Source organism: Stenotrophomonas sp. SbOxS2, from assembly GCF_013416715.1.
GTDB lineage: Bacteria > Pseudomonadota > Gammaproteobacteria > Xanthomonadales > Xanthomonadaceae > Stenotrophomonas > Stenotrophomonas lactitubi.
Map to the genome: position 1 here is coordinate 149743 of NZ_JAAVXD010000006.1, position 21268 is coordinate 171010.

19 protein-coding genes and 1 pseudogene are annotated in these 21268 nt (G+C 65.8%); 11 read left to right on the plus strand and 9 right to left on the minus strand.

Annotated elements, in window-relative coordinates; all coding sequences use genetic code 11:
- The first annotated feature begins 38 nt into the window (after positions 1-38).
- The 6 genes and pseudogenes from murC to lpxC all read left to right on the plus strand — a co-directional run bounded on the left by murC (position 39) and on the right by lpxC (position 6913).
- Complete coding sequence (gene murC / locus HFK18_RS14170; protein WP_089238777.1) at positions 39-1475, plus strand: UDP-N-acetylmuramate--L-alanine ligase; 1437 nt, start codon at positions 39-41, stop codon at positions 1473-1475.
- Positions 1472-2434, plus strand: coding sequence for a D-alanine--D-alanine ligase (locus HFK18_RS14175; protein ID WP_180166756.1), 963 nt, complete (start codon positions 1472-1474; stop codon positions 2432-2434). Before murC ends, HFK18_RS14175 begins: the two co-directional genes overlap by 4 nt.
- Positions 2431-3108: pseudogene (locus HFK18_RS14180) on the plus strand (cell division protein FtsQ/DivIB); the annotation flags it as partial. The gene HFK18_RS14175 and the pseudogene HFK18_RS14180, both read left to right, overlap by 4 nt.
- 68 nt (positions 3109-3176) lie before the next feature.
- Complete coding sequence (gene ftsA / locus HFK18_RS14185; RefSeq protein WP_025876580.1) at positions 3177-4412, plus strand: cell division protein FtsA; 1236 nt, start codon at positions 3177-3179, stop codon at positions 4410-4412.
- Between the two features lie 161 nt (positions 4413-4573).
- Entirely contained in the window at positions 4574-5809 is a 1236-nt protein-coding gene (gene ftsZ, locus HFK18_RS14190) for a cell division protein FtsZ (protein ID WP_025876577.1), read from the plus strand.
- A gap of 192 nt (positions 5810-6001) precedes the next feature.
- Positions 6002-6913, plus strand: a complete 912-nt coding sequence (gene lpxC / locus HFK18_RS14195) for a UDP-3-O-acyl-N-acetylglucosamine deacetylase (protein ID WP_025876575.1) — start codon at positions 6002-6004, stop codon at positions 6911-6913.
- A gap of 280 nt (positions 6914-7193) precedes the next feature.
- On the opposite strand, the gene HFK18_RS14200 is transcribed toward lpxC, so the two are convergent.
- Complete coding sequence (locus tag HFK18_RS14200; protein WP_162292002.1) at positions 7194-7643, minus strand: DUF721 domain-containing protein; 450 nt, start codon at positions 7641-7643, stop codon at positions 7194-7196.
- 12 nt (positions 7644-7655) lie between these two features.
- On the opposite strand from HFK18_RS14200, the gene HFK18_RS14205 reads away from it, so the two are divergent.
- From HFK18_RS14205 to HFK18_RS14215, 3 genes are all read left to right on the plus strand, one after another.
- Entirely contained in the window at positions 7656-8609 is a 954-nt protein-coding gene (locus HFK18_RS14205) for a M23 family metallopeptidase (RefSeq protein WP_099820294.1), read from the plus strand.
- 294 nt (positions 8610-8903) lie between these two features.
- Positions 8904-11621 (plus strand): preprotein translocase subunit SecA, encoded by a 2718-nt coding sequence (gene secA, locus HFK18_RS14210; RefSeq protein WP_180166757.1) that lies wholly within the window; start codon positions 8904-8906, stop codon positions 11619-11621.
- A gap of 96 nt (positions 11622-11717) precedes the next feature.
- Complete coding sequence (locus HFK18_RS14215; protein ID WP_180166758.1) at positions 11718-12671, plus strand: Nudix family hydrolase; 954 nt, start codon at positions 11718-11720, stop codon at positions 12669-12671.
- A 132-nt stretch (positions 12672-12803) separates the two neighbouring features.
- Here the strand turns inward: HFK18_RS14215 and HFK18_RS14220 are convergent, their stop codons facing one another.
- The 3 genes from HFK18_RS14220 to HFK18_RS14230 form a co-directional block, all read right to left on the minus strand.
- Positions 12804-13382, minus strand: coding sequence for a DUF4124 domain-containing protein (locus HFK18_RS14220; RefSeq protein WP_180166759.1), 579 nt, complete (start codon positions 13380-13382; stop codon positions 12804-12806).
- A 41-nt stretch (positions 13383-13423) separates the two neighbouring features.
- A complete protein-coding gene (gene metF / locus HFK18_RS14225; RefSeq protein WP_089238795.1) occupies positions 13424-14251 on the minus strand; it encodes a methylenetetrahydrofolate reductase [NAD(P)H] in 828 nt (275 codons plus the stop codon).
- A 158-nt stretch (positions 14252-14409) separates the two neighbouring features.
- Positions 14410-14631, minus strand: coding sequence for a hypothetical protein (locus HFK18_RS14230; protein ID WP_105163456.1), 222 nt, complete (start codon positions 14629-14631; stop codon positions 14410-14412).
- A 190-nt stretch (positions 14632-14821) separates the two neighbouring features.
- Between HFK18_RS14230 and HFK18_RS14235 the strand changes: the two genes are divergently transcribed.
- Positions 14822-15379 carry a DUF3228 family protein gene (locus HFK18_RS14235; RefSeq protein ID WP_180166760.1) on the plus strand — a complete coding sequence of 186 codons (558 nt, stop codon included), beginning with the start codon at positions 14822-14824 and terminating at the stop codon, positions 15377-15379.
- Between the two features lie 138 nt (positions 15380-15517).
- Complete coding sequence (locus tag HFK18_RS14240) at positions 15518-16144, plus strand: TonB family protein (RefSeq protein WP_180166761.1); 627 nt, start codon at positions 15518-15520, stop codon at positions 16142-16144.
- A 91-nt stretch (positions 16145-16235) separates the two neighbouring features.
- Here the strand turns inward: HFK18_RS14240 and HFK18_RS14245 are convergent, their stop codons facing one another.
- The 5 genes from HFK18_RS14245 to ahcY all read right to left on the minus strand — a co-directional run bounded on the left by HFK18_RS14245 (position 16236) and on the right by ahcY (position 21254).
- Positions 16236-16730, minus strand: a complete 495-nt coding sequence (locus HFK18_RS14245; protein WP_180166762.1) for a hypothetical protein — start codon at positions 16728-16730, stop codon at positions 16236-16238.
- Positions 16730-17203 carry a Cys-tRNA(Pro) deacylase gene (gene ybaK, locus HFK18_RS14250; protein WP_100551579.1) on the minus strand — a complete coding sequence of 158 codons (474 nt, stop codon included), beginning with the start codon at positions 17201-17203 and terminating at the stop codon, positions 16730-16732. Before ybaK ends, HFK18_RS14245 begins: the two co-directional genes overlap by 1 nt.
- 171 nt (positions 17204-17374) lie before the next feature.
- Positions 17375-18745 carry a peptidoglycan-binding domain-containing protein gene (locus HFK18_RS14255; RefSeq protein ID WP_180166763.1) on the minus strand — a complete coding sequence of 457 codons (1371 nt, stop codon included), beginning with the start codon at positions 18743-18745 and terminating at the stop codon, positions 17375-17377.
- A gap of 50 nt (positions 18746-18795) precedes the next feature.
- Positions 18796-19563, minus strand: coding sequence for a lysozyme inhibitor LprI family protein (locus tag HFK18_RS14260; protein WP_257216243.1), 768 nt, complete (start codon positions 19561-19563; stop codon positions 18796-18798).
- A 245-nt stretch (positions 19564-19808) separates the two neighbouring features.
- Positions 19809-21254, minus strand: a complete 1446-nt coding sequence (ahcY, locus tag HFK18_RS14265) for an adenosylhomocysteinase (protein ID WP_180166765.1) — start codon at positions 21252-21254, stop codon at positions 19809-19811.
- Positions 21255-21268 lie beyond the last annotated feature (14 nt).

A 21268-nucleotide genomic window follows, 5' to 3' on the forward strand; every position in this document is an offset into this window, starting at 1 on the left:
AAGGCACGCTCCAGCGCCTGCCCTGCGCGAGGCCGCGCATGATCCGCCGCCTGCATGACACCAACGATCTGGTGCGCGCGTTCCCGCGCGTGCATTTCGTCGGCATCGGTGGCACCGGCATGAGCGGCATCGCCGAAGTGATGCTGACGCTGGGCTATGAAGTGTCCGGTTCGGACAACGCCGACAACGCCGCGACCCGTCGCCTGGCCGGCCTGGGCGCGCGCATCATGCGCGGCCATTCCGCTGCCAACGTGCTGGGTACGGACTGCGTGGTGGTCTCCAGCGCGATCCGCGAAGACAACCCGGAGCTGATGGAGGCGCGCAGCCAGCGCATTCCGATCATGCCGCGCGCGGCGATGCTGGCCGAACTGATGCGCTTCCGCCGCGGCATCGCCGTGGCCGGTACCCATGGCAAGACCACCACCACCAGCCTGACCGCTGCGGTGCTGAGCGAAGGCGGGCTGGACCCGACCTTCGTGATCGGTGGCCAGCTGCTGGCGGCAGGTGCCAACGCCAAGCTCGGCGGAGGCCAGTGGCTGGTGGCCGAGGCTGACGAGAGCGATGGCAGCTTCCTGCGCCTGAATCCGTTGATGTCGATCATCACCAACATTGATTCCGATCATCTGGAGAACTACGGCAACGACTTCGCCCGCGTGCAGGCGGCGTTCGCCGAGTTCCTGCAGCGCCTGCCGTTCTACGGCCTGGCGGTGCTGTGCATCGACGACCCGGAAGTGGCCGCACTGGCCGCCAAGACTCCGCGCCACGTGATGAGCTACGGCATGAGCCCGCAGGCCGACGTGCGCGCCGAGAACGTGGTGCAGGAAGGTTCGCGCATGCGCTTCACCCTGCGCTTGCCGCAGGGCACCAGCCAGGAAGTGGTGCTGGCGCTGCCGGGCAAGCACAACGTGCTCAATGCGCTGGCCGCTGCGGCGGTGGGTTGGCAGCTGGGTGTGTCTCCGGACACGATCGCGCGGGCGCTGGCCAGCTTCGCTGGCGTCGGTCGCCGCTTCAACGATCTGGGCGAAGTGACCACCGCCACTGGTGCAAAGGTCCGCATCATCGACGACTACGGTCACCATCCGAGCGAGCTGGAAGCGGTGTTCGCCGCCGCGCGTGGTGGCTGGGCCGACAAGCGCCTGGTGGTGGCCTTCCAGCCGCACCGTTACAGCCGTACCCGCGATCAGTTCGACAAGTTCGCAGCGGTGCTGTCGAGCGTCGATGCGCTGGTGCTGAGCGAGGTCTATCCGGCCGGCGAAGAGCCGATCGCCGGTGCTGATTCGCACGCGCTGGCCCGCGCCATCCGTGCGCGTGGCCGCAGCGAGCCGGTGGTGGTCGGCAAGGCGTCCGAACTCGCCACCGTGCTGCCGGACGTGCTGCAGGACGGTGATCTGCTGCTGATGATGGGGGCCGGCGACATCGGCGCCGTCGCCAGCCACATTGCAGTGGAAGGTTTCAAGGCGGAGGGCGAGGCGTGAGCACGCTGACCTTCCCGTCGCTGCGCAGCACCGACCCGGCCGTGTTCGGCCGCGTCGCGGTGCTGCTCGGGGGCAGCTCCAGTGAACGCGAAGTGTCGCTGGATTCGGGCCGCAACGTACTGGAAGCGCTGCAATCGCGCGGCGTCGATGCGGTCGCCATCGATGGCATTCCGGCGCTGGCCAAGGCGCTGGCGGCCGGCGGCATCGATCGCGTGTTCAACATCCTGCACGGCCACAACGGCGGTGGTGAGGACGGCATCGTGCAGGGCCTGATGGACGCCTTCGGCGTGCCCTACACCGGTTCCAACGTGCTGGGCTCGGCGTTGAGCATGGACAAGATCCGCACCAAGCAGGTGTGGCTGTCGCTGGGCCTGCCGACCCCGCAGTATCGGAAGGTCGATGCCTCCACGGTGCACGCGCTGGCCGCCGAGCTCGGCCTGCCGGTGGTGGTCAAGCCGGCCAACGAAGGCTCCAGCGTGGGCATCAGCCGGGTCACCGACGACGCCGGCCTGGACGAAGCGGTGGCCCTGGCCGCGCGCTACGACGGCCAGCTGCTGATGGAACAGATGGTGGTCGGCGATGAACTGACCGTGGCCATCCTGGGTGATGTCGCGCTGCCGTCGATCCGCATCGTGCCCAAGGGCCAGTGGTACGACTACAACGCCAAGTACATCGCCGAAGACACCCAGTACCTGTGCCCGGGCCTGGATGGTGATGACGAAGAAGAGATCCGCCGCATCGCGCTGGCGGCCTTCCGCGCCGCGGGTTGCCGTGGCTGGGGTCGCGTGGATGTGATGCGTGATCGCGCCAGCGGCCGCTTCTTCCTGCTGGAAGTGAACACCGCGCCGGGCATGACCAGCCACTCGCTGGTGCCCAAGGCGGCCGGGCAGGCCGGCATCAGCTTCGAAGAGCTGGTGTGGCGCGTGCTGGAACAGACCCTGGAGGCATCGCACGCATGAACGCGGTGCTGCGCATCTTCGTCTGGCTGTTGGCACTGTCGGTGGTTGCACTGCCGGTGGTGGCCGTGGTCAATGGCTGGGTCGGCGCCGAGCGCTGGCCGCTGGCGAAGCTGCGCGTGCACGGTGAGTTCAAGCGGGTGCCGCCGGAACAGCTGCAGCAGGTGCTGCTGCCGTATGCACATGCCGGTTTCTTCGCGGTGAAGCTGCAGGACGCGCAGGACGCGCTGGAAAAACTGCCGTGGGTGGAAAGCGCGCAGGTGCGCAAGCAGTGGCCGGACGTGCTGGAAGTGACGCTGGTCGAGCACAAGCCGTTCGCGCGCTGGGGTGAAGGTCGCCTGCTGTCCGAGCAGGGCAAGCTGTTCCCCACGCCGAAGAAGCTGGCCGACCTGCAGCTGCCTGAGCTGGATGGCCCGGACAGCCAGACCGAAGAAGTGGTCAAGCTCTACAACGATTCGCGCGCACTGTTCGCGCCGGCTGGCGTCGATGTGCGCCGGCTGACCATGGACGCGCGCGGCAGCTGGTCGCTGCTGCTGAGCAACGGCACTGAAGTGGTGGTCGGCCGCGATGACGCGCGTTCGCGCCTGCAGCGCTTCGTGCGCGTGCTGCCGCAGCTGGCCAACCAGGCCGCGCCGATCGAGCGCGCCGACCTCCGATATACCAATGGTTTCACGCTGAGCTGGGGCACTCCGGCCGCCCCCGCCAATGCACCGGGCACCCCGGCACGAAGGACGCAGGAAAGAACATGAATCGCAAGGGTGACAAATCGCTGATCGTCGGCCTGGATATCGGCACCTCCAAGGTGGTGGCGCTGGTGGGCGAGTATTCGCCGGGCAACCCGATCGAGGTGATCGGCATCGGCTCGCACGAGTCGCGCGGCCTCAAGCGCGGCGTGGTGGTGGATATCGAATCGACCGTGCAGTCGATCCAGCGTGCGGTTGAAGAAGCCGAGCTGATGGCCGGCTGCGAGATCCGCTCGGTGTATGCCTCCATCTCCGGCAACCACGTGCAGTGCAAGAACTCGCCCGGCATCGTGCCGATCCGCGACGGCGAAGTGACCTGGGGCGACCTGGATCGCGTGCTCGATGCGGCCAAGGCGGTGGCGATTCCGGCCGACCAGAAGATCCTGCATGCGATCCCGCGCGAGTACGTGCTGGACGATTCGCAGGAAGGCATCCGCAACCCCGTCGGCATGACCGGCGTGCGCCTGGAAGTGCATGCGCACCTGGTGGTGTGCGCGCAGTCGGCCGCCGCCAACATCAGCAAGTGCGTGCAGCGCTGCGGCCTGCAGGTGGACGACCTGGTGCTGTCTTCGCTGGCCTCCAGCGTGGCGGTGCTGACCGCCGACGAGCGCGAGCTGGGCGTGGTGCTGGTCGACATGGGCGCCGGCACCACCGACATCGCGGTGTTCGTGCAGGGTGCGATCTGCCACACCGCCTCGCTGCCGATCGCCGGCGACCACGTGACCAACGACATCGCGCACATGCTGCGCACGCCGACCCCGGAAGCCGAGCAGATCAAGGTGCGCTACGCGTGTGCCCTGGCCCAGCTGGCCACCGCCGAGGAAAGCATCCAGGTGCCGTCGGTCGGTGATCGTCCGCCGCGCCGCATGCCGCGCCACGCGCTGGCGCAGGCCGTGCAGGGCCGCTACGAAGAAATCTTCGAAATGGTGCAGGCCGAACTGCGCCGCTCCGGCTTCGAGGAACTGGTGCGCGCCGGCATGGTGCTGACCGGTGGTGCCTCGAAGATGGAAGGCGTGGTCGAACTGGCCGAGGAAATGCTGCAGATGCCGGTGCGCGTGGGCATCCCGCAGCACGTCACCGGGCTGGGCGAAGTGGTGGGCAACCCGGTGCACGCCACCGGCGTGGGCCTGCTGCTGATGGGCAGCCAGATCGAGCATCCGCGCCGGCCGTCGCTGCCGACCGGTCGCGCTGGAAGCATGTTCAAGAAACTCAAGACCTGGTTCCGCGGCGAATTCTGACGCGGAGCCTGCACCACCCGGGCTCGCCCGGTTGCAACACCGGCAACACGACGCAACACCGGCAACACATAACCCACACAGCCGCAACGACGGCATGCAGCACGAAGGCAGGACGCCCGAAGGCCCATGCAATCGAAAGCGGATACAACGAGGACACGGACATGGCGCATTTTGAACTGATCGAAAAGATGGCACCCAATGCGGTGATCAAGGTTGTTGGCGTGGGCGGCGGCGGCGGCAATGCCGTGGCGCACATGGTCAACTCGGCAGTGGACGGCGTGGAATTCATCACCGCCAACACCGATTCGCAGGCCATCAAGAATTGTGGTGCCAAGCTGCAGCTGCAGCTGGGTACCAATGTCACCAAGGGCCTGGGCGCAGGCGCGAATCCGGAAGTCGGCCGCCAGGCTGCGCTGGAAGACCGTGAGCGCATCATGGACGCGCTGCAGGGTGCGGACATGGTGTTCATCACCGCTGGCATGGGCGGTGGCACCGGTACCGGCGCTGCGCCGGTGGTGGCACAGCTGGCCAAGGAAATGGGCATCCTGACCGTGGCCGTGGTCACCAAGCCGTTCCCGTTCGAAGGCCGTCGCCGCATGCAGGTCGCGCTGAAGGGCATCGAAGAACTGAGCCAGCACTGCGACTCGCTGATCACCATCCCCAACGAGAAGCTGATCACCGTGCTGGGTCGCAACGCGACCATGATCCAGGCCTTCCGTGCCGCCAACGACGTGCTGCAGGGCGCCGTGCAGGGCATCGCCGACCTGATCGTGCGTCCGGGCCTGATCAACGTCGACTTCGCCGACGTGCGCACCGTCATGTCCGAAATGGGCCTGGCGATGATGGGTACCGGTACCGCCCGCGGCGATGACCGCGCGCAGGCCGCAGCCGAGTCGGCCATCCAGAACCCGCTGCTGGACGATGTGAACCTGGCCGGTGCCAACGGCATCCTGGTCAACATCACCGCCGGTGCCGACTTCACCATGGCCGAGTTCGACGAGATCGGCCGCACCATCGACGGCTTCGCTTCGGAAGACGCGACCGTGGTGGTGGGTACCGTGCTCGATCCGGACATGCAGGACGAAGTGCGCGTGACCGTGGTCGCCACGGGTCTGAACCGCGTCTCGGCCAGCAAGACCCAGCGTCCGGGCGAGCGTGCACCGATCAAGCTGGTCCGCAACGCCACCACCGGCCAGCCGGAGTTCGGCGAGTTCGACAACGGCGGCGATGCGGTGTCCAAGGCCGTCGGTGGCATGGGCCTGGGCCTGCGTCGGGCCAGCAGCGACAGCGTGGCGGCTTCCACCCCGTCGGCTCCGGCCTCCTCGGCCCCGGCTGCTGCGGAACTGCCGAACGATTACCTGGACATCCCGGCGTTCCTGCGCCGCCAGGCGGACTGATCGACGCTGCCCGGGGCTTGTCCCCCCCGGGTTGCGCCACCATGTCCTGAAAACGCGGGCGCCGGGCTAGGATGGGCCCGGCCGCCCTGCTTCACGCGCGTCCTACCGGCGCGCCGGTGTGTCCTGCCGGCGTTTCAGTCGGGGTAGGGGACCCTGCGTGTTAATCTAATGTGTCACTTCCGGTCGTCCCCCATGATCCAGCAACGCACCCTCAAGAACACGATCCGCGCCACCGGCGTAGGCCTGCACAGCGGTGACAAGGTCTACATGACCCTGCGTCCGGCGCCGGTCAACCATGGCATCGTGTTCCGGCGCGTGGACCTGGACCCGGTGGTGGAAGTACCTGCGAAGGCCGAACTGGTCACCGAAGTGACCCTGTGCACCGGCCTGACCTGCAACGACGCCAAGATCCAGACCGTCGAACACCTGATGTCGGCCCTGGCCGGCCTGGGTGTGGACAACATCATCGTCGAACTGTCCTCGGCCGAGCTGCCGATCATGGACGGTTCGTCCGGCCCGTTCGTGTTCCTGCTACAGTCGGCAGGCATCGTGGAACAGGATGCGCCCAAGCGCTTCATCCGCGTGCTGAAGACCGTGGAAGTGACCGAGGGCGACAAGATGGCCCGCTTTACCCCGTACGAGGGGTACAAGCTGGGCTTCACCATCCAGTTCGACCACCCGATGATCCCGGCCAAGCAGTCGCGCCAGGAAATCGAGTTCTCGACGATGGCCTACACCAAGGAAATCTCCCGCGCGCGCACCTTCGGCTTCATGCGCGATCTGGAATACATGCGCGAGCGCAATCTCGGCCTCGGCGGTTCGATGGACAACGCCATCGTGCTCGATGAGTTCCGCGTGCTCAACGAAGACGGCCTGCGCTACGCCGACGAATTCGTGCGCCACAAGATCCTCGATGCGATCGGCGACCTCTATCTGGCCGGCGGCCAGGTGCTGGGTGCGTACGAGGGCTTCAAGTCCGGCCACGCGCTCAACAACAAGCTGGTGCGGGCGCTGATGGCCGATGCCACCGCCTGGGAATGGGTCACCTACGACTCGCCGGCGGTGCCGGACCCGGTGGTGTACGCCACGCCGGCCTACGCCTGATTACACAAGTTGTTGAAGTTAAAAGAAAAAACGCCGCCTTCCAGGGCGGCGTTTGCGTTTCCGACGTTCCTTGAGGCACTGGCGCAGTGGGTGACGCGACGGCCGGGACGAGGTCACGGTTTTGTGAACCTGTTGGATCGGAAGCCTGAATTTAACGTTGTTTTAACAACAATCTAACGACTGCCCCACCGGGGCCAGCTAGGATGCGACCCGGCCCCCGAAATGTTTCACGCTGCGGTGACACGCGCGACGGGGAGTGGAGCAGGACGCTCCGCTGCTTTCAGGTTTCCCGCTTCGGTTTCGAAGGAAGGTCCTGCAGAGCTGCCAAGGCGTCGCGTAGCCCTTTGTGCGTGGCGGCTGAAACTGCGTGGGGTCCATTCCGGTTGTCGAGCGCTGGGGAGCGCGTGGGAGTGGGAGACGCAGTCTTGACGGTCACCTTGGTGGCCTTCAGCCCGATGGACCGGGCCGCGTCGAGCAACTGGGCTTCGGCAAGCCGCAACTTGGCATGCCAGACCGGGGACTCGACGAGAAAAACGAGGTGTTCCCCGTCCACATTGGCCAGCCGGCAACGGCTGCGCAGAGGTGGCGGCAACTGGGGGCGCAACTGACGGTCCAGCGCGTCGAGCCATAGGGCACGCCGCAGCGGGTTCCCGCTTTTGTCCGCCATCACTACATCCAGGGCCGGTTTCGGTCTGGATGCGGGACGAACGCTGGATTTCGGCTCAGACATGAAAACTCACTGATGGCATTCAAAAAGATCGTAATCAAAACGCGTGAAGGACAGGCCAAATCGGCGCTCACGCGTTTGCGGTTCTACTTCGAGGACCGCCCCCGAGCCCTGCTGGGCAGCGTGCTCGGCGCAGGTTGCATTATCGGCCTTGCCGGCGGCATTGGCGCCAGTGCGCTCAATGATTCGCGCCTGCAGGCCAAGGTCGACCGCCAGGAGGCCGAGCTGGCCAAGGTCCAGCGCGATGCGCAGACCCAGGTCAACGCGCTGGCCGCCCGCCTCGGCGAGCTGCAGGCACAGGCCACCCGCCTGAACGCCCTGGGCGAGCGGCTGACCCAGATGGGCAAGCTGGAAGACGGCGAATTCGACTTCAACGAGACCCCCGGCCTCGGTGACGGCGATGCCGGCGGCCCGACCGCCGACATCCCGGTGAAGGACGTCAACGCCGACTTACAGGTGCTGGAGCAGCGCTTCGCTGCTTCAGGCCGCCAGTTGTCGGTGATGGAATCGCTGATGTTCGACCACCAGCTGCAGCAGAACGCCGTGCCCTCGCGCATGCCGATCCGCAACAGCTATGTCACTTCCGGCTTCGGTACCCGCGCTGACCCGTTCGGTCGCGGTGCTGCCACCCACAAGGGCATGGACTTCCACGCCCGCGTCGGTGACCCGGTGATGGCCGTGGCCGATGGCGTGGTCAGCTTCTCCGGGGTCAAGGGCGGCTACGGCAACGTGGTCGACGTCGACCACGGCAATGGCTACGTCACCCGCTACGCGCACAATTCGCGCCTGGTGGTGAAGGTCGGCGACCTCGTCCGCGCTGGCCAGGAAGTGGCCAAGGCCGGTTCCACCGGTCGTTCGACCGGCGCCCACGTGCACTTCGAGGTGTGGGAGAACGGCAACGTGGTCAACCCGCGCAAGTTCCTCGGCGATGGCGGCAATACCCCGGTCGGGCGCATCACCCGCGGTTGATGCGGTAGACCCACGCCCCCGCGCCCATGGCGCTGCCCCCGTACTCCGGGGGCGGTAGTGCCGGCCGCTGGCCGGCAACCTCATGATCTTCGGCAGCATCGCGGATTGCCGGCCAGCGGCCGGCACTACCGGGAATGTTCGGATGCCATTGCCGCCACAGGGTTGAAACCCCTGCCGCCCATCCCAAGCTACAATGGGTGTTGCCATCGACAGGGCGCCAGGCGCCCTGTTTCGTTTGCGGCGGACGGATCCTCCCGGAGCCGTGCGGCATTCCCATCCAACCCGGTTCCTTCAATGATCAACAGCCTGCTTACCCGCGTATTTGGCAGTCGTAATGAACGACAGCTGCGCCAGCTCAACCGCATCGTCGCCAAGATCAATGCGCTGGAGCCGGAGATCGAGAAGCTTTCCGACGAGCAGCTGCAGGCCAAGACGCCGGAGTTCAAGCAGCGCATCGCCGGTGGTGAAGCCCTGGACAAGGTGTTGCCGGAAGCCTTCGCGGTCTGCCGCGAGGCCGGTCGCCGCGTGCTGGGCATGCGCCACTACGACGTGCAGCTGATCGGCGGCATGGTGCTTCACCTGGGCAAGATCGCAGAAATGCGCACCGGTGAAGGCAAGACCCTGGTGGCGACCCTGCCGGTGTACCTCAACGCGCTGGAAGGCAAGGGCGTGCACGTGGTCACCGTGAACGACTACCTGGCCCGCCGCGATGCCGCGCAGATGGGCAAGCTGTACAACTGGCTGGGCCTGAGCGTGGGCGTGGTCTACCCGGGCATGCCGCACAGCGACAAGCGTGAAGCCTATGGTTCGGACATCACCTACGGCACCAACAACGAATTCGGTTTCGACTACCTGCGCGACAACATGGCGCTGTCCAAGGCTGACCGCTACCAGCGCGGCCTGCACTACGCCATCGTCGACGAAGTCGACTCCATCCTGATCGACGAAGCGCGCACCCCGCTGATCATCTCCGGCCCGGCCGACGATTCCCCGGAGCTGTACATCCGCGTCAACCGTATCGTGCCGAACCTGGTCAAGCAGGAAGCGGAAGACGGTGAGGGCGACTTCTGGGTCGATGAGAAGGGCAAGCAGGTGCACCTGTCCGAAGCGGGCATGGAGCACGCCGAGCAGCTGCTGGTCGACGCCGGCATCCTCGATGCCGAGACCGAAGGCCTGTACGCGGCGCAGAACCTGACCGTGGTCCACCACCTCAACGCCGCCCTGCGCGCGCACGCCATCTACCAGCGTGATGTGGACTACATCGTGCGCGATGGCGAAGTGGTCATCGTCGACGAATTCACCGGCCGTACCCTGGCTGGCCGCCGCTGGTCCGATGGCCTGCACCAGGCGGTGGAAGCGAAGGAAGGGGTGCCGGTCCAGCGCGAGAACCAGACGCTGGCCAGCATCACCTTCCAGAACCTGTTCCGCATGTACAAGAAGCTGTCCGGCATGACCGGTACGGCCGATACCGAAGCGTTCGAATTCCAGAGCATCTACGGCCTGGAAGTGGTGGTGATCCCGACCAACCGTCCGACCATCCGCAAGGACAGCCCGGACCAGGTGTTCCTCAACCGCAAGGGCAAGTTCAATGCGGTGCTGGCCGACATCGAAGAATGCGCCAAGCGCGGCCAGCCGGTGCTGGTGGGTACCACCTCGATCGAAACCTCGGAAATGCTGTCCGAGCACCTGCGCAAGGCGGGTGTGAAGCACGAAGTGCTCAACGCCAAGCAGCATGACCGCGAAGCGACCATCGTCGCCAACGCTGGTCGTCCGGCCGCCGTGACCATCGCCACCAACATGGCAGGTCGTGGTACCGACATCGTGCTGGGTGGTTCGCTGGAAGCGGAAATCCACGAGCTGGGCGAAGGCGCGACCGACGAGCAGAAGGCGGCGATCAAGGCCGAGTGGCAGAAGCGCCATGACGCGGTCAAGGCGGCGGGCGGCCTGCACATCGTTGGTACCGAGCGCCACGAATCGCGTCGTATCGACAACCAGCTGCGTGGCCGTTCGGGCCGCCAGGGTGACCCGGGTTCGTCCCGTTTCTACCTGTCGCTGGAAGACAACCTGATGCGCATCTTCGCCTCCGACTGGGTGCAGAAGGCCATGCGCATGATGGGCATGAAGGAAGACGACGTCATCGAGGACCGCCTTGTCAGCCGCCAGATTGAAAAGGCGCAGCGCAAGGTCGAGGCCCACAACTTCGACATCCGCAAGAACCTGCTGGATTTCGACGACGTCAACAACGACCAGCGCAAGGTGATCTACGCCCAGCGCGACGAACTGCTTGACGCCGAGTCGGTGAAGGACAACGTCGATGGCATCCGCGACGACGTGATCTTCGACATCGTCGCCCGCTTCGTGCCGCCGAACTCGGTGGACGAGCAGTGGGACCTGCGTGGCCTGGAAGCCACCCTGCAGTCGGACTTCGGCGTGGACATGTCGCTGACCGATCTGGTCAAGTCGCACGAGGAACTGGACGCCGAAGGCATCACCGCCAAGGTGCAGGAACGCATCAACCAGCACTTCGCCGAGAAGGAAGCGGGTGTGGGCGAAGAGACCATGCGCGCGCTGGAGAAGCACGTGATGCTGACCGTGCTCGACCAGAGCTGGAAGGAGCACCTGGCCCGCATGGATTACCTGCGCCAGGGCATCTACCTGCGCGGTTATGCGCAGAAGCAGCCGAAGCAGGAATACAAGAAGGAAGCCTTCGAGCTGTTCTCGGACATGCTGGAGAACGTCAAGCGCGAAGTGGTGACCCTGCTGGCCCGCGTGCGCATCCGCAGCGACGAGGAAGTGCAGGCACTGGAAGCGGCCGAGCGCCAGCAGGTGGAAGCCCGCCTGAAGCAGTCGCAGTTCCAGCACCAGGACGCAGGCGGCTACAGTGCCGATGAGGAAGCGGCGCAGGTCGAGGCCGCCCAGCTGCAGCGTGACGAGCCGAAGATCGGTCGCAACGATCCGTGCCCGTGCGGCAGCGGCAAGAAGTACAAGCACTGCCACGGCCAGCTGAGCTGACCCCCGGAGAGCCCCGCGAAAGCGGGGCTTTCCTGTTATGGGCCTTGAAGCGTTCGGCGATTGCGCCGGTGCCCCGGTTTTCGGCATGCTCCCCCCATGCCTTCCCCGAAACGATCGATCCACGTCGTAGCCGCCGTCATCACTGACGCCCGCGGCCGCATCCTGCTCAACCGACGTACCGAAAGCCGCGACATGGCCGGCCTCTGGGAATTCCCGGGCGGCAAGCGCGAGCCCGGTGAGACCTCCGAACAGGCGCTGGCGCGTGAACTGCACGAGGAGCTGGGCATCGAGGCCGAGGTGGGCGAGTGGATCATGGACGTGCCGCAGCGCTACCCGGACAAGGACCTGATCCTGGAGGTGCGGCACGTACGCAGCTGGAAGGGCAGCCCGCGTGGACGCGAGGGCCAGGCCATCACCTGGGTGGCGCCGGACAAGCTGGCCCGCTATTCCATGCCGCCGGCCGACCTGCCGGTGGTGGCTGTGCTGCGGCAGCCGGACTGCTACCTGATCACCCCAGCGCCGGACACGGATGAGGGTGCCCTGCAGCGCTGGCACGGCCAGCTGCAGCAGGCGGTCGCATCGGGTCAGCAACGCATCCAGCTGCGCCTGCCGGCCGAGCATCCGCAGCGGCAGGGCATGATCGAGCAGGCCGTGCGCGCGCATCGGCGCGGTGTGCAGTGGCTGCTCAACCGCGATATCGAGCTGGCACGCACCCTCGGCGTCGGCGTGCACCTGGGAAGCGAGCAGCTGCAGTCACTGCAGGAACGGCCGCTGCCGGCCGGGCAACTGGTGGCCGCCTCCTGCCATGATCTTGAGCAGCTGTTGCACGCGCAACGGTTGGGCTGCGACTTCGCTGTGCTGGGCCCGGTGCAGGCTACTGCGAGCCATCCCGATGCAGTGCCGTTGGGGTGGGAAGCCTTCGCCGCGATGCGCGCGCAGGTCTCGCTGCCGATCTACGCGCTCGGCGGCATGACGCCCCAGCACGTGATCGAGGCCCGCCGTCATGGCGGGCAGGGTATCGCCGCCATCCGCGGACTGTGGCCGGCCTGATGCCCTGCACGGGTACCGATCCGACGCCATACAGGGACGAGTAGATCCACGCCATGCGTGGATGAGCAGATCCAAACCACGCAGGGACCAGTAGATCCACGCCATGCGTGGATGGCGGTTCCGCAGCACCGCTCACAACGTAATCCAGAAACACCCATATTGCCGCCGCAGCCCAAGCACGGTCGCCGCGCGCGTGGCGCTGCCCGGCAGGGTCTGCTCCAACCGCAACCCGACCGGATGGCGCCGCGCCGTCGGTTCCGATTCCAATTCCGGTACCTGCGCAGCAGTGCCCGCACCTTCATCCATATCCTGCCGCGGATACACCGGCACCACGTCCACCAGCGGCCGCCGCACCACCGATTCCAGCTGGCCAAGAATCCGCTGAGCGCCCGCATCGGACACCGCGCCCCACAGGTACAGCGAAGAAAGCCGGTTCACATCACCGATGGCGACCGCCGTGTGCAACGCCTGCACCAATTCACTCAGCCGACGTGGGCAGCTGCTGCCGAGGCTGTCGCGCTGCAGGGTGTTGCCGGAAGGCGCCGGCGGCGGACGCCGGGACTGCGCACCCAGGCTGTCGCAGGGGCGGTCGGTGTAGACACTTTGTCCCTGCGGATCGGTGCAGCGATTCAAGCGCGTGGGTTGCGCCTGTGCGACGGCGCAGACGCCGGGCAGCAGCAGGAGCAGCAACAGGGAGAGGACGAGCTTCATCGACGCAGCGTAGCGCCGATTGCGATAACGCAGCGTACTTTTCAGCCGCGCAGCAACGTCAGTACCGAGACCGTCGGCTTGGCCAGGTTCAACGTGTAGAAATGCAGGCCCGGTGCGCCCCCTTCGATCAGGCGTTGGCACAGCTTGGCTACCACTTCGGCGCCGAAGGCGCGCACCGATTCGGCATCGTCACCGTAGGCCTGCATCTTGCGGCTGATCCAGCGCGGGATCTCCGCACCGCACTGTTCGGAGAAGCGGCGCAGCTGGCTGAAGTTGGAGATCGGCATGATGCCCGGGGTGATCGGCACCTGCACGCCAAGCCGCTGCACTTCGTCGACGAAGTGGAAGTAGGCATCGGGGTTGAAGAAATATTGGGTGATCGCCGCATCAGCGCCCGCGTCGATCTTGGCCTTGAAGTGCTTCAGGTCGAGCAGGGCGTCCTGCGCCTGCGGATGCGTTTCCGGATACGCGCCCACTTCGATGCGGAAGGCATCACCGTGTTCGGCGCGGATGAAGGCGATCAGTTCGGAGGCGTAACGCATGTCACCAGGGAAGCCCATGCCCGACGGCAGGTCACCGCGCAGCGCGACCAGACGCCGGCAGCCGATGGCGCGGTACAGCTTGAGCAGCTCGCGGATCTCCTGGCGGGTGCCGCCCACGCAGGACAGATGCGGGGCCGCCTCGAAGCCGTGGTGCTGGTTGAGATGGCGCACGGTCTCGGAGGTGTAGCTGAGGGTCGAGCCACCGGCGCCGAAGGTACAGGACACGTACTCGGGGGCATACGCCTTCAGCTTGGCCGCGGCACGGTCCAGCTGGGTGCGCTGTTCGTCGGTCTTGGGCGGATAGAACTCGAAGCTGATGGCGGTCATGGCACGGGCGGCAGCGGCGGGTGCTTAGTAGTATATCTCTCCATCGAGATGGATGTGCAAATGGTGGTCTCGGCCCGCGGGGGGGCCACGATCCGCTCCGTATGGAATGGCCTATGGCTTTCACCACAGGCCACCCAAGTCACCAGCTGGCGTGACTCTCAGCGCTTTTCGACCTTGTTGCCATGCTCGGCAAACAGCGCATCGAGCTTGCTCCAGCTGAGTCGATAGCCTTTTTTTCCATCGGCGCGAAACCATACCGCAGACCCGTTGGACACCTTGAGCTCGCCGAACTTGTCGTCATCCTTGCGGACGGCGAATGACACATCAGCCTTACCCAGTTCGCGGGAAGGCAGGGTGAAATGTACTTTATGGGTTGCCATGAGGATTTCGTCCTGAAATTGATGTCATCGAACTTGCAGCTGATTTTCCAGCCACCGAAGTCATGGCGGCATGCGCTGGAATTTCTTGAGTGCTGATGTGGTGGAACCAATGCGGGCAGAGAGCGTGTTTGGCAGACGCACTGCCGTCCGACCCGTTACCCTGACGGTCTGTTCCAGTCCGTGGTTCGCCATGTCCATCGTCCTCACCGATTTCGCCCGCCCCCGCCTGTTCCCCCGCGTGCCGCGCGGCAACACCATCCAGGACTGCAGCGCCGAGCAGTTCGAGGCGCATCTGAACGCGCATCCGCCGTTGAAGATGCTCGATGGCTACGCGCCGTTCTGCAAACTGTTCGTGTACGAGAACTGGACCAGCACGCGCTGCCTGACGGTGCCGATCACCGAGGCCAACCGCCACCAGCTGCGCAGCGGCTACGAAGCGCGCAACCGCGAGGAACTGCCGGTGCTGGTGCGCTGGTTCGAGGGCGTGGAATCGCCGCGTGCCAACTACCTGGTGGTGATCCTGTACAGCGCCGAGCAGCTGGCGAAGGAGGGATCGCCGATTGCGGCGGACTGGGGCATCGTCGGCTGCATCTACACCGCCGAACCGGAAGAAGTGCCGATGGCACCGATCACGATGATGCGCAATGCGCTGGGTGTGGAGGAAGGTGGTTCGGGCGTGCCGCTGGACCGCGAGGCGTACCAGCGTGCGGTGGCATTCTGGGAGAGCAACGCCAACTGGCGGCCGTGAGAACGCAACGTCGCCAAGCGCAGTGCGAGGCCGCCAGGTAGTGCCACGCCATGCGTGGCATCGACAGCGCGTCGGGATGTGAATTCGCGCCGGATGCCGCGCGATACGATGCAGCCTCCATCACAGCAGGAAGCAATGATGATCAGGACGTGGATGCCGTGGGCGTTGGCACTGGGCGCCTTGCTGGGTTCATTCGACGGTTCGGCCCAGCGTTACGATGCTGCCGCGGCATGCGGTGGATTGACGGACGCGACATCCATCCAGGATGTGGGCGTCACCGCGCTGCAGGCACGTGTCCAGCAAGGGCGCTGCACACTGCACGTCGTGGCTGTTGATGCGGACGCATTGGCGCGCCAGCAACGCATGCTGGAAGCGGTGTCGATGGCCGCATGCAAGGCCGCCGTGGAACCGCAGCCATCTGCGCAGCCGCTCTCTCTGGAGCTGCGTTTGCCTGCACGTTGTCCGCTGTCGTCCAAGACCACGTTGTTCCCTGCCGCCAGCGGCAACTGGAAGCCCGGCATTCCGGAATATCCGGCTACGGCTGTCCGTGACGGGTTGCAGGGCAAAGTGCGTCTGAGGGCGCTGGTGAACGAGAACGGCCGGGTTGTTGCAGCGGTAGTACGCGTGTCCAGCGGTCACGCGGTGCTGGACACGGCAGCGGCCAAGGGGGTCCGCTCGTGGACCATGCAACGCGACGTGCAACAGCCTGCACTGCCCGCCATGAGTGTGATGGAAGTGCCGGTGACCTTCGCCCTCAACGAATGATGGATGCGCCTGTTTGGCATCCGTAACCGGAACCGGCGCAACCAGCTTGGCGTAGACCCACCTTCGCGGCGGAGCCACGCCATGCGTGGCTTCAATCATCGGCGACCACGATCCACTCCCACCAAGGGTAGTGGTACTCGCGGTCAGTGGCGTCCCATTGCTGGCTGCAGTTTGTGCAGGCCACTCGATGCCGGTCACCCCAGCCGTCCTCGGCCACGCCCAGTTGCAGCAGCTGCACATGCCCCTGTTCAATCAGACGGCGTGGGTCGAAGAACAGATAATCTGGATACAGCGCGCACAGGCAGCCGCTGCGTTCGCGCCAATAGCGCAGGCAGCGCAGTGCGGCTTTCAGGTGCACGTCGTTGCTCACCAGCGCACCGCCGAGCTGCATGCCCTGGCAGGCCTGCTCGATCCGTTCGGCATGTGGCGCCAGTGCATCAAGCGTAGCGGCGCTGAACAACCGAGCCAGGCGGCTGCTGGCGGCATGGATACGACTGGCATCGCGCGACAGCAGATCCTGCAGCAGCACGTCAGCCTGCGGATCATCCAGCCGCGGTGGCGGCGATGCGGACCATGGCCAGCGCATCAGCGGGGCCTGCCGATCGCGGCGTAATGGCCGCCGGTCAGGCGCAGCAGGTCGGCGGGTGCCAGCTCGACTTCCAGTCCACGCCGCCCCGCGCTGACATGCAACTGCGGCAGCGTCTGCGCGCTGGCATCAAGGAAGCTGCGAAGGCGCTTCTTCTGCCCCAGCGGACTGATGCCACCGACCAGATAGCCGGTTGCGCGCTGCGCGGCATCGACGGCGGCCATCTCGCATTTCTTGCAGCCGGCGGCTTCGGCCAGTGCTTTCAGGTCGAGCTGGCCGGCCACCGGCACGATCGCTACCAGCAGTTCGTGGGTTTCGGTGCTGGCCAGCAGCGTCTTGAATACCTGTGCAGGGTCCAGGCCCAGCTTTTCGACGGCTTCGCCGCCGTAGGATTCGGCATGGGCGTCGTGCACGTAGCTGTGCACGGTATGGGCGATCTTCTCGCGCTTGAGCAGGTTGATGGCCGGGGTCATGGGGGAATCGTAGCGCGGCCTTTCCCTGCTGACTTGACCGAGACTACTGCTGCATCGGCTGGTGATGCGAACCGGCTTTCCGGCATCCCGGGGCGGGAAGCTCATCACTTCCACGATGCCCTGCGGTAGATGGATCCACGCCATGCGTGGATCCACCCGATCCATCGCAGATCAGCGCGACATCGGCTGCTGCGCTTGTGCCTGTTCCTGCGCCTGCCTTTGTGTCTGTTCGGCGTTCAACGCTTCGCTCTGGCGTGTGCTGGACGGCAGGTCCTGGCCGACCGCCTGCGCAAGGTCGATGTAGGTGCGGTGCGCTGCAGGATCACCCAGTTGGCCCTGCACCGCGAATACGCCCTGTCCATCCGGGCGCGCCACTACGGTGTCCACCTGTGACATGCCGACGACCTTGGACTCGTAGGCGACCTGTCCAGCCGCGTTTTCCAGTTGGTTGCGGTCATGGAACAGCGGCGACAGCCCACCCTGGCTGCGCTGCTGTTCAAGGGCTTCCAGTTTCTCCACCACCTGCTGGTAGCGCGGATTGTCGGCGTGCCCGGGCGTGGCCATGCTCGGTGCTGCTGCGGGCGCCGCAGGTTCGGCCTGCTGTTGACGCTGCTGGCTTGCCGCGTCCAGCGCACCCAGGGTGCCGTTGCCGGCTTTGCCGTCCACCGTCAGCTGATGATCGCGCTGGAACTGCTGCACTGCCTGCAGCGTGCCTGGGCCAAAGTGACCGTCGGCCACCAGCGGTGCACCGTCCTTGCCCGTGTAGCCGAGGTCGGCCAGTTTCTGCTGCATGGCCTGCACTTCATCACCCTTTGCGCCGTTTACCAGCACGCCACTACCAGCCTGCGCACCGGGCGTGGAGGGCGAGCCGTGCGAGGGGGCATGGGTCTGGGCGATGCCCAGCTGGCTCATGGCCGTGTCGAAGCGTTCATCACGGCTGGTCACGGCCGCAGGCGACTGGATGCCGTACTTGGTTGCATCGACGAAGGTCTGTACGTCGGCCCGGGTGGGTGGATCGCCGGCCTGGATGGTACCGCCCTGCAGCTTTTCCGCATTGCCGGACAGATAGTTGATGAACTGCGGGCCCATGCTGCCGAACTGGTTGTCATAGTCGGCCATGGCCAGCTGCAGTTCCGGGTTTGCCACGATGGCATCGGCGGCGGCCGGGTTGGTCGCACGCACCTTGGCGATGGCTTCGTCGACGCGCCCGATGGCGCTGTCCAGCTTGGCGTTGGTGAGCTGATCGATGTTGGCCTGCGGAATGGCCTGCAGCTTGGCGTCGAGCGCGGCCAGCTGCTGCGTGCTCAGCCCCCCCTGCTGGGACAGCAGTTCGATGTCACCGTTGGTGAAGCCGTTGTCGCGCAGGAAGCGCCTGGCCTGGGGGTTGCCGCCGACGTCGAACTGCACCAGGCCGAACGAGTAGGTGCTGGTGCCTTCCTTGGCGTACGCGAAATGGTCCAGATGGCGGGTGTTGCCGCCCAGCTCGGTGTTGAGGAACAGCGTGGACAGCTGCTCGCGGGTGAGGGTGGAATCCGTTGCCATGATGATCGTCCTTCAATGAGGAAAAAGGAGCCGGGCCTGGCCGGCGGATATCAGCCGGCGCAGTGCTGCTGGGTGAAGCCGAGCAGCTGGCGGGTGGCCTCGGTGCCGTAGGCGGCCGGCGCCGGTTCGATGGCGAACTGGCCGACCATCTGGTTGCTGCACAGCTGCACGTTGTGCTTGCCGCTGGCTGTTTCCTGGGTGCAGTTGGCCGCAAGCTGGGCGTTCTGGCCGCCGCCGATGTTGGTAGCCGCCGTGCAGCCCAGCAGGCGGCCTTCCTGGCCGTTTTCACCCAGCAGCGTGTTGAAGGTCGCGAGCTGGCTGTTGGGGTCGCGCAGCACCAGCATGTCCACGCACTGCTGCTGGCCGTCGGGCACTTCGCAGGCGTCCTGGTCGACCAGGCCGTCGCGCGTGGCCGACAGCACCTTGAGGCGGTCGGCGAATACCTGTTGCAGGCAGTGCGGGTCGCTGCACAGATCGCGCGTGTGCTGGATCCAGCGCTGTTGCTCGGCCTGCAGCTTGGCCTTGCCGGCAGCATCGAGGGTCTGGCTTGCGGTGGCTTCGGCCTTGGCCAGCTCGCCTTCCTGCTTCAACAGGGCGGGGTCGTTGCAGATCAGGGTCTGCACCGGCGATGCCGAATCGGCGCAGGCGGTGCTGCTGCCGGCGGCCGCTGCCGCGGCGCTGGCCGCCTTGCCGTCGGTGTTGGCCTGTCCGCTGGCTGCTGCAGGCGTCGTGGCCTGGGCATCGCCGGAAGGCGGGGTGCAGGCGGCCAGCAGGGCCACGCAGCACAGGGTCAAGAGGGGCTTGATGGCCCGGGTCATACGTTCACTGCTGCGCTGCATGTCTGTCCTTTGATGTCTGCGTCCTGGCGCATGGCCTGCGGGCGGCGGGGGCATGGGTCGAAAATCGTAGCAAGCGGCTTCTTAGGGCTCTGTGACAGGGCGCGCGGATCGGGCTGGCGGGTGCCGGAACGCAGAACGGGCGCCCGAAGGCGCCCGTCCGTGTGCATCCGTTGCTGGGGCCAGAGCCCTTTCCTGCGGAAAGGGATCCGACCCCGCGCACGGCATCAGTAGCGGTAATGATCCGGCTTGAACGGACCTTCCACCGGCACGCCGATGTAGTCGGCCTGTTCCTGGCTCAGGGTGGTCAGCTTCACGCCGATCTTCTCCAGGTGCAGGCGGGCCACTTCTTCGTCCAGCTTCTTCGGCAGCAGGTACACCTTGTTCTCGTAGCTGCCCTTGTTGGCCCACAGGTCGATCTGGGCCAGGGTCTGGTTGGCGAACGAGTTGGACATCACGAAGCTCGGGTGGCCGGTGGCGCAGCCCAGGTTCACCAGGCGGCCTTCGGCCAGCAGGAAGATCGCGTTGCCGTTCGGGAAGATGTACTTGTCCACCTGCGGCTTGATGTTGACGTGCTTCACGCCCGGGAAGGCGACCAGCGCATCGACCTGGATCTCGTTGTCGAAGTGGCCGATGTTGCAGACGATGGCCTGGTCCTTCATCGCGCTCAGGTGCTCGATGCGGATGATGTCCTTGTTGCCGGTGGTGGTGACGTACAGGTCGGCACGGCCCAGGGTCGACTCGATGGTGTTGACCTCGAAGCCTTCCATCGCCGCCTGCAGGGCGCAGATCGGGTCGATCTCGGTAACCACCACGCGCGCACCGTAGGCACGCAGCGAGGCGGCGCAGCCCTTGCCCACGTCACCGTAGCCGCAGACCACGGCGACCTTGCCGGCCAGCATCACGTCCATCGCGCGCTTGAGGCCATCGGCCAGCGATTCGCGGCAGCCGTACAGGTTGTCGAACTTGCTCTTGGTGACCGAGTCGTTGACGTTGATCGCCGGGATCAGCAGGGTGCCGGCCTGCGCCAGCTGGTACAGGCGGTGCACGCCGGTGGTGGTTTCTTCCGAAACGCCCTTCCAGTCCTTGACCACGCGACCCCAGTAACCCGGGCGCTCCTTGGCCACGCGCTTGAGCAGGTTCTTGATGACCTGTTCTTCGTGCGAGGCGGCCTTTTCGTCGACCCAGGTGCTGCCGTTTTCCAGCTCGTAGCCCTTGTGGATCAGCAGGGTCACGTCACCGCCGTCGTCGACCACCAGTTCCGGACCGGTCAGGGTGCCGTCGGGCAGGGTGAAGGTCAGCGCGTCCAGGGTGCAGTCCCAGTACTCTTCCAGCGACTCGCCCTTCCAGGCGAACACGGGGGTGCCGGTGGCGGCGATCGCCGCAGCGGCATGGTCCTGGGTCGAGAAGATGTTGCACGAGGCCCAGCGCACGTCGGCGCCGATGTCCTTCAGGGTCTCGATCAGCACCGCGGTCTGGATGGTCATGTGCAGCGAACCGGTCACGCGCACGCCCTTCAGCGGCAGCTCGGCCTGGTACTTGCGGCGGATCGACATCAGGCCCGGCATCTCGTGCTCGGCGATGTCCAGCTCCTTGCGGCCCCAGTCGGCCAGGGTGATATCGCGGATCTTGTAATCACCTTCGGTGGAGAAGGTCTTGGCAACAGCATTCATGCAGTAGCTCCGGT